The organism is Vibrio sp. 10N.247.311.47, from assembly GCF_041467535.1.
Lineage (GTDB): Bacteria > Pseudomonadota > Gammaproteobacteria > Enterobacterales > Vibrionaceae > Vibrio > Vibrio crassostreae_C.
Genome location: NZ_JBFSUR010000067.1, coordinates 1 through 8,126, shown reverse-complemented (window position 1 = coordinate 8,126; position 8,126 = coordinate 1). Strand labels below are relative to the sequence as shown.

12 protein-coding genes and 1 pseudogene are annotated in these 8,126 nt (G+C 40.9%); 2 read left to right on the top strand and 11 right to left on the bottom strand.

The window, feature by feature from the left end; all coding sequences use genetic code 11:
- The 3 genes from AB6E51_RS23770 to AB6E51_RS23760 all read right to left on the bottom strand — a co-directional run.
- Positions 1-472, bottom strand: a 472-nt coding sequence (locus AB6E51_RS23770) for a JAB domain-containing protein (RefSeq protein WP_372140251.1), incomplete at its 3' end; no start/stop codon positions are given.
- A 92-nt stretch (positions 473-564) separates the two neighbouring features.
- On the bottom strand, positions 565-966 hold the full coding sequence (locus AB6E51_RS23765) for a hypothetical protein (RefSeq protein ID WP_102479549.1): 402 nt from the start codon (positions 964-966) through the stop codon (positions 565-567).
- 83 nt (positions 967-1,049) lie between these two features.
- On the bottom strand, positions 1,050-1,223 hold the full coding sequence (locus AB6E51_RS23760; protein ID WP_019820925.1) for a hypothetical protein: 174 nt from the start codon (positions 1,221-1,223) through the stop codon (positions 1,050-1,052).
- Between the two features lie 299 nt (positions 1,224-1,522).
- On the opposite strand from AB6E51_RS23760, the gene AB6E51_RS23755 reads away from it, so the two are divergent.
- On the top strand, positions 1,523-1,807 hold the full coding sequence (locus AB6E51_RS23755) for a hypothetical protein (RefSeq protein WP_019820924.1): 285 nt from the start codon (positions 1,523-1,525) through the stop codon (positions 1,805-1,807).
- An 82-nt stretch (positions 1,808-1,889) separates the two neighbouring features.
- Here AB6E51_RS23755 and AB6E51_RS23750 read toward each other — a convergent pair whose 3' ends face one another.
- The 6 genes from AB6E51_RS23750 to AB6E51_RS23725 form a co-directional block, all read right to left on the bottom strand.
- Positions 1,890-2,513 (bottom strand): ParA family protein, encoded by a 624-nt coding sequence (locus tag AB6E51_RS23750; protein WP_268811480.1) that lies wholly within the window; start codon positions 2,511-2,513, stop codon positions 1,890-1,892.
- A 146-nt stretch (positions 2,514-2,659) separates the two neighbouring features.
- A complete protein-coding gene (locus AB6E51_RS23745; RefSeq protein ID WP_102300497.1) occupies positions 2,660-2,929 on the bottom strand; it encodes an Lpp/OprI family alanine-zipper lipoprotein in 270 nt (89 codons plus the stop codon).
- Positions 2,930-3,212: 283 nt separating this feature from the next.
- Positions 3,213-3,536, bottom strand: coding sequence for a hypothetical protein (locus AB6E51_RS23740; protein ID WP_201261236.1), 324 nt, complete (start codon positions 3,534-3,536; stop codon positions 3,213-3,215).
- Between the two features lie 56 nt (positions 3,537-3,592).
- Entirely contained in the window at positions 3,593-3,895 is a 303-nt protein-coding gene (locus AB6E51_RS23735; protein WP_154724001.1) for a hypothetical protein, read from the bottom strand.
- 422 nt (positions 3,896-4,317) lie between these two features.
- Entirely contained in the window at positions 4,318-5,445 is a 1,128-nt protein-coding gene (locus AB6E51_RS23730) for a GGDEF domain-containing protein (protein ID WP_162299051.1), read from the bottom strand.
- Between the two features lie 230 nt (positions 5,446-5,675).
- Positions 5,676-5,879 (bottom strand): hypothetical protein, encoded by a 204-nt coding sequence (locus AB6E51_RS23725; RefSeq protein ID WP_154724003.1) that lies wholly within the window; start codon positions 5,877-5,879, stop codon positions 5,676-5,678.
- A 66-nt stretch (positions 5,880-5,945) separates the two neighbouring features.
- Between AB6E51_RS23725 and AB6E51_RS23720 the strand changes: the two genes are divergently transcribed.
- Entirely contained in the window at positions 5,946-6,782 is an 837-nt protein-coding gene (locus AB6E51_RS23720; RefSeq protein ID WP_154724004.1) for an alpha/beta fold hydrolase, read from the top strand.
- Positions 6,783-6,897: 115 nt separating this feature from the next.
- On the opposite strand, the gene AB6E51_RS23715 is transcribed toward AB6E51_RS23720, so the two are convergent.
- Both AB6E51_RS23715 and AB6E51_RS23710 read right to left on the bottom strand, forming a co-directional pair.
- Complete coding sequence (locus AB6E51_RS23715; protein ID WP_154724005.1) at positions 6,898-7,788, bottom strand: hypothetical protein; 891 nt, start codon at positions 7,786-7,788, stop codon at positions 6,898-6,900.
- Positions 7,789-8,040: 252 nt separating this feature from the next.
- Positions 8,041-8,126: pseudogene (locus AB6E51_RS23710) on the bottom strand (IS5/IS1182 family transposase); the annotation flags it as partial.

The window sequence follows — 8,126 nt, the reverse complement described above, 5'->3', positions numbered from 1 at the left end:
CAAAGTGGTCGAGGATGCGCACGTCAATCAGTGCCAGAGCATCCGACAATTGCCGCGTGATGCGCCGGTCCGCCTGACTGGGCTCGCTGCATAGGCTAGGGTGGTTATGACATAAAATGACCGAGGTGGCATTCCAGAGTAGGGCGCGTTTCACGACCTCTCTTGGGTAGACACTGGCCGAGTTGACGGTGCCATAAAACAAGATCTCAAACTCAATCAACTGATGTTGAGTGTTAAGAAAGAGCACGCCAAAGACTTCTCTGTCCATCCCCTGCAGTAAACCACTGAGGGTGCGTTTCGTTTGCTCTGGTGTGGTTAAGGTTGCCCCGCGTGATAAACGGTCGATGGCGATGGCTTTTGCCATATCCAGCAGTTCATCGGGGCTCACCGGCTCGGTGAGTTGGTAGTATTCGCCAGGGGCGTCTTGCAGCTCTTGCAATTTGCCTTGGCCATAGGAGGATTGGTATCGCATACAGGTACTCCTAATAAAAAGGAGCACCCATGAAGGGAAGCCCCCTCATGGGTAAAGGTGGTGCAGAGCACCACCTTATTGACGGTCAGTGATTATGCGTCGTGCACCTCGTCCTCTTTGGTCGTGATGATGAGCATAGGTTGATCGTGTCGGTCTCGCTCAATGCTCGCAATTAAGTCGAGTGAGCGGTTGACGTACATATTATCGAGACTGGGTGGTTGGCACACCGTAAAAGGCACCTGCGACTGAGCCGGTACTTTACGGGCGGCTCGCCGCGCCAGTTTCAGCAATTGAAGGGTAAGCTTCTCTTTGCTGCACTCAATGATAACGTCCGGCACATCAACCGCTTGAAAGTACGCTTGTTGACTGATGCCGGTGTACGGGAAGTAAAAGCCCGCGTCCTTGGCCGTGGATGTGATATCAATAAAGCCTGAAGGATCGAGGGCGTCATTAAGTACATAGTGACCAAATAGCGGTGGGGTAGTTTGACTCATAGTCGCTCCTAATTAAAAAGGAGCGCCCCCTTTAGGAGAAAGCTCCTAAAAAGGTGAGTTGATTCGGCAAGATAGCTTGAGTGTTAACGTCTTTGGCGTGCGAACTTCATACGAAGGATCGGCGCCGCGTTGCGTTGAAGTAGTGTCCAATGCGCAGCAAAAAACGTCATGGGTGCATGACTTTTCCAAACCAGCCAAAAGACCAGTAGAAAGATGCCCCAAAAAACGAAGTTATCGAGTAGGGTTGTGTAGTCCATGTGTTTCTCCTGTTGTAAAACAAGGAAACACTTGCCCAAAGGAAAGGTTTCCTATGGGTGGTGAGGGGTAGCTGATGGATTATCAGTATGCTTTCACTTCTTTAAAAAGAAGCCGCGACACGTTTCAGAGAGCCATTTAAGGGCGGTTAAACCCGTGTGCTTAATACTGGTGCGTCAGTATTCAACGTTTGAAGTATTTAGGTTAAAAGAGGGTAGGATGCGTGTCAACCACTTTGTTTTGGTGAGGGCGGTGGTGGTATTGTAAGGGCTTGCACGACTTTTCTAAGTAGGAATATAACGTGGGAATGGATAACCGTTTTATGAATGCACTAGAACTTGATATTGTTAAGACTCTTAATAGTCTTTTAGGTGTATCTTCAGAGCAAGATACAAGGGTTTATGATTTAGCTGAAGCGGTAGTGATACAGTTAGTCAATGAACACTTTATTTCTCAGGAAGCATTCTGTGGTGAACAGTGCCGAATCTGCCAGCTAAATGACGAATTAATTGATTTCCTTGAACCTAGACGGTTAGATAGAGTAACTGTTGAGCGTTGTAATTATGACGCACGCTTGATTGAGTAACCCATCAGGAGTGAAGTACATTAAGAGCTGAACACAAAATTACATTTAGTGTTGGTGTTCAGCCTGGCAAACATGCAATCAATTACTTGCCAGGTAAGCGTTGTATCCAGTTTACTATCTTATCCCACGTATTTTTGTCATGAGTTCCCGTAAGCACAGTTCTATTGTAAAAAGCATCTTGATAACAGCGATCTTCGGTGACCACTCCAATTGTCGGATAGTGTCTGAAGTGACTGAGTAGGTGGTGAACTTTTCTTAATCTTTCATCGTGAGAGTAGCATCGATTTATTATAAAAGATAAAGAGATCTTCTTCCTACTTAACACCTTTGAGTCAAGTAACGATTTTATAAATGGCAAACTGGCATGAAGATCTATTGGTGAGGGAGCCATTGGAATGATGACACCATCCATAAAATGAATATACCTCGCCATTTCCCCTTGTGTGAAGTTAGACGGAGAATCAACGATCACAAAGTCTGTGTCTTTCGGTACTCGGATTTTCAAAGTGAGTTCAGACAAGCTATAAAAAGAGGGGGTGTATGCGCTTACAAATCCTGGAATTATGTTTATTGCCCAATCGTGGCTCGACTTTTGTTTGTCAAAATCGATAAGGGCGACTTTATAACCTTGATTTAAAAGCTGGCTGATTATGCCGATGACAACCGTTGATTTTCCAACCCCTCCTTTTGAGTTCATTATGAGCACCTTTTTGGCTTTTGTGTTTGCTAAGCTAATGGTGTTTTTTCTTAATTGTAAGGGCACTAGAATCCGTCTTATTGGAAGAGAAGGAAATATACTTGAATTTTAACTGTAGATGAAAATACCTCCCCACGGGAGGTATAATGGCAGAATTATTTAGTGTAAGACTGTGCTATGTTGTCGATTCGCTCGTTTGCGCGAGCCGCTTCTTCTTGAGCGACTTCTGCGGTGCTTTTAGCTCGCTGAGCTTCAGAGGTTAGTGTTGCTTTCTCGTCCTTCAGGGCTTGTACATCTTGGTTTAGCTGGCTTACTTGATCGTTTAGAGCGTTCATCTTGGTCATGGTTTCTTCATCTGGGCCCGAAGAACAACCAGCAAGTAGAAATACAGAAGAGGCAACTGCTGCTATTAACATTTTGTTCATATATAAATCCTTGAATATAAGTCAGTATCAAAACCGATGTAAGATCATCGGTGAAGTCAATTGTACTTGAAACTCAATCGATTAGCAGAATGAAACGTTAAAAATAACAATGAATTAACGTAACTTATGTCTGCACCAAGGAGACGTAAGTTGGACTTGTGTTTACACATCAACTTAAAGTTATAAACTAAAACGTTTAGGAACAAAAATTCGCTTCATAAAACCGGACATTAACAATCTATGGAGTACTTCAGTATTGTCAAGATATTATGTGTCACTTAGCTTATGACTCAATATCACGAAAGACACTTTCTATTATGGGTGTAAACTTATCTAAATTGGGGTCAATTGATGTTGACTTATTTTGTAATCGCCACTCATTTTGGTAACTTCCCACCACCTCTTGATAACACAGTGGGCAGCAATGGTGTTTCGCCGCAAAATGGGCTTTAGGGGTTTGTTCAAACGCTTGCTGATGCTTGTTACAAAGAATAATAACAGGCGTTCGACTGTTCACATACTGGACAAGAGAGTAGTCGTAACGGTTGCCCCATTGTTTAATAGCTTTTTTAATAAACGTTTCGTTTGTATCTTTAGGGAAAGGCATAGCACTCTTTCGTATTGATATTAAAATAGATTTACTAGGGCTTATTTGGCTTAAATTTAGTCTTCGGCGTCTTTTTTAATGAAACTGATCCCCCGAAGATTGGCATGACGAACCAAGGTTTGTGCTGACATTTTGTACTTTTTAGCGACTTCTTTTTTAAATCGAAACTGACCAGACGCGTAATCCACTAGAGCTTGCTCTAGACGGCTTTGAGGTACGTGGTACTGTCGATTGAAAACATTCTCTTTATTGTGTGTTGTACGTCGTCCTATTCGTTTATCTTGATTCCAACGAGCTAAGTCTTGTAATGAGGTGAGATTGCTTTTATTGGGAATGGAGCTGCCTTTATTTTTGGTCATTATGAGTCAATTATAGATACAAAATTCCTTACATGGTGTCAAATCAGCCGATTTTCAATTGAGCGTATTTGCTCCATCCTAGGCTCTCAAGTCAAAGTATCAGGCATTCGTAAAAGGGGCACAGAGGGTTGATGGCAATTGAATTTTAATAGGTCTGGAATTGTCCGATTTTTTCAGTTACATTTTGAATGCGCATCGTATTATTTAAGCCTTAGTACTCAATGATGCGTTCGCGTCTTATTTTCAAAAAAAAACAGTAACTTGCGTTACTGGCTTATTAAAAATAGTCAACGTATTTTAGGACGAGATAATCATAACTGTTAGCGAAACTGAATAGACAATGTCAAATATTATCACTCAGAGTGTCTCTACTTTCGGTGTTTAGACTGCCTGTTTAAATCACAAGCTCTATAAATAGTTGTTCAACCCGTTTGTTGGTTTAAGTTTATATAGCGAATATTATTTTTCCCGGCCTTCTTCACTTCATACATGCCTTTGTCTGCTATCGACAATGACCCGATCAAGTCTTGATGTTGTGTATCCACATAAGCGATCCCAATACTACTACCTAGCTCATGTTTTCTATCTTGCAGAATTGGAAGTGTGTTATGACCAGTAATCGCAAGAATCTGTTCGGCAAGACGGCGGACCTTTGATTCATCAGACGCATCCCTAACAAAAATAGCGAACTCATCTCCGCCTAAACGCCCCACGTCATACTCCTCAACAGAGCTATCCCCTAATTCATGCCTTACAATATGACCAAGGGTTTTCGCATATTCAGCTAAGACTACATCGCCAACATCATGCCCGTAGATATCGTTGATGGACTTAAAGTTATCTAAATCAATATAGATGAGCGCTGTTTTTTCTGCTTGCCCCTCCTGAGTCGCATGATAAAGAAGAACCGAACGAAATGTAACACGGTTAGAAAGCATCGTTAATGAATCTAAATACGCTAAGGATGCGATGTCACTTTCATGCATGGTCAGGATTTGATGATCAGATCGACCTTGAAAGAAAACAATAATATGGCACATACCACTCAATGCGATCAGAGTAAGGAGCACTCTAAATGAAAGTATTTCACTGTACTCTACCTTGCTAAATCCATACTCAAACCCTATCAGCAGTATGGCGGAAGTGACAATCAGAAATGCGGTATTTAATATTAGACCTATTCGAAATGAGTTAATAAAAATACCGACAGCGGCTAATAAATAGCTCCATAAGAAACCCATAGATTCGTACCCACCAGAATACAAAAGCATCAGGGCTAAAGAGTAATTAATGATGGTTAACCCTACACGACCTGCTTCTTTATTTCTGTTTATAACAAAAATATTGACCGCAGTAGAGCAGGAAAATAAACCTAAGATGGTGCTGAGTAGTCGGTCATCAGTAGAAGGGATACTGTTTAAAAACAGGGCGGTAAGGAAGAACAACTCAAAAATAGTGAAAGAATTCACTATTAACTGCATTCGTTTATGTTTGTCTTCAACAATGTCGACAAGTTTATCTGCGACAAAGTTATGAGTATTGATTGTCATCTTGACCACCGCCATTAGAGCAGAGTTCTGTAAACAGGTTTGCATTATTATCGTAGGCTGCTTGGAAAAGGAAATATATCCTCGTTATACGAAAATCAACCTGCACTGAAGAAAGCAAATAAAATGGGGTGTAATAAATCATTTAATATTCGTCTTAAACAGAGCCTAGCCGGGAGGTTTAATTTTTGTTTAAACATCAAGTCCTTCGATAGATTAAGCAACAAGCAGGCTTAATCTTCCGTATTTGAGTTCGTTTTATCACCCTCAAATGACAACAATCGAATAGACAATACAGCACCAAAGTAACGCAATACTAACTCAGGCTCTTGCGCACTACATGCCTTCCTCCCTAATATTTCTAGTAAGTCGGCCATAAAGTTTTTCATTGGCTGCTCAGCCTCTGCTAAGTGCTGTTCTAAAATTTTGTTTTTCATTTTCCCTAGCCATTTTACTCTTTATCCATCATTTATAAGCCTCAATAAACAAAGAGGATTAATCAAATGGAAATCATCAAAACTGTATTAAATAACAATCATTACCGCTACCGAATTCAGCACTGTGATAACTCTGAACAGTACATAGTGTTTTTACTCGGGGCATTGCAAGATATTGAAAGTGTAAATTCGTTTTCCACGCACTTTGCTAATAAAATGAACTGTATCACCATTGAAATACCTGGCACTGGACACACAGAAAACCTTGAATCGACGATTAGCATTAGAGACCAAGCTACAATGTTACGAGAATTTCTTCGTTATCTAGGAGTGAGTTCAGCTCATATCATCGGCTTTTCTTATGCGACAGCTGTTGCTGTTGAGCTTTGCGATATCTGGCCACATGTTCGATCAATGTCTATTTGTGGTGGTGTACCAGGGATCCCCTCTTCTGGTCGTTTAGCGACAAAGAAAATGATTGCAGCTGCCATGAGTAGCCCAGCTTGTTTCGCGAATTCTTTTACTGAATCGCTCACTGTTAACAATGACAACATACCGAAAAATAAAGCGATTATAAGAGCGACAGTACGAAGCATTAAAGCAATGCCTCAGGAGCGCATTGACGTGTTTTTCGAGAACTCCGTTCGACTTCTAGTACACACTCCAACTAATGTGGACAAAATCACAGCGCCCAGCACCATTTGTGTTGGTGAGTATGATCCTTATGTAACTAAAGAAACAGCTACAAAGTTTGCGCAACAACTTCCTAACGGTCATTTAGTCGTAATCAATAATGCTGACCACCTTGTTCATTTACAATATCCAGATACTGTGGCACGTGCGATGCTCGCCCAAGTAGAAGCACAACTAACTCTGCACAAACAACTTGCAACGATTAACTAAGTAGCTAACCTCATAAATAAGTAACTACCTTCATATTGTTGCTTGTTAATTAGGTGTAATCAACCCAGGATAATGCGCTTTTTGGGTTGATTATTTTCACTCCCTGTAGCTATGTCTAATTATTAATGTATATTTTTGATAGACTTGTCAGTATCTCTACGGCGTGTTTTTTATTTTCATAGGGCACAAGACTCAAAGCCTTGGTAGTTAACGCATCTCTGACATGCTGGAATTGGCGTAATTGATGAAACTGAGGGAATTGGACCATTTCACTTGTAAAATTCACATGGGAGTTAAGCTGAAAGCCTAGCTTTACTCTAAATCCAATAGACACGGAAAAGTCTCGTGTTTTATTCACATCTTCTAAAGTTCTGTATTGGTATACAGATAACCCTAAAACACGAGAAATGACATCGATAGGAATATTATGCTCTAGTCGAAAACGCTTTACAGTGATCGCCGATGAGCGATAGTAATCAATAGCAAAGGCATTCAGGTCTAAATCATCGGGCGGGAGTAATTGTTCATAACACGAAGGTAATGAGGTTGTTGAAAGTAACTCCTCACGAAACTCTAGAAAATCATTTCGGCCCTCTAAAGTCATAAGCTCTGTGATCATATTAATATAAAGATCAAACTGTTTTGTTGGTAAACGCCCAATACAAAACAACGCGTTTACAGTGTGGCTATCCATACCACGGTAATTTTCTTTCACTTTTAACGCAAGATAGAAGCTGGTCATAGGAACCATCATTACCCAAGACATCGCAGCCACCATATGAAGAGGGCGAATCGAGGTATAGCTTTGCTGCATATATCGTTTGAGTGTCGAGCCTTTAATACCACTCACTCTTCTCTCTAAATCGTCAAAAGACAAGCCTTGCGCTCGACGAACAAGAGACAAAGATATCGCCATGTCAGTATCAATAGAAGCAAGTCTGTCATCCAATATTTTTAGCTGGTTTTCAGTTAAATGCACTATAGAATCATTAAAGGGCTGCGCCATGGTTACCTCAGGGTGTTTTTAAAGATATTCCGATCAACAATCAGACCATGTTAGCCCATTTCGTTTTTAAGTATCAGAGTTCAGGATGAATATTGTCCCGAAGCGACTTACATTCCAATGTGACAATTCACGTTCCCCACATAAATATAGTTACCATTACATGAGCTGTATTTGGATAAATTTCTGATATTTACGAACGCGAATTTGTTAGATGAAACTAGGGCGTGTTGATCTTTTCTGTACGTTTTGTGTTCAACAATACATCGGTAACCACATTAACATAAATGCCAGCGATAACATGCTGGCATAATTCCTTTCTAGCTTGTCATATCTACTTG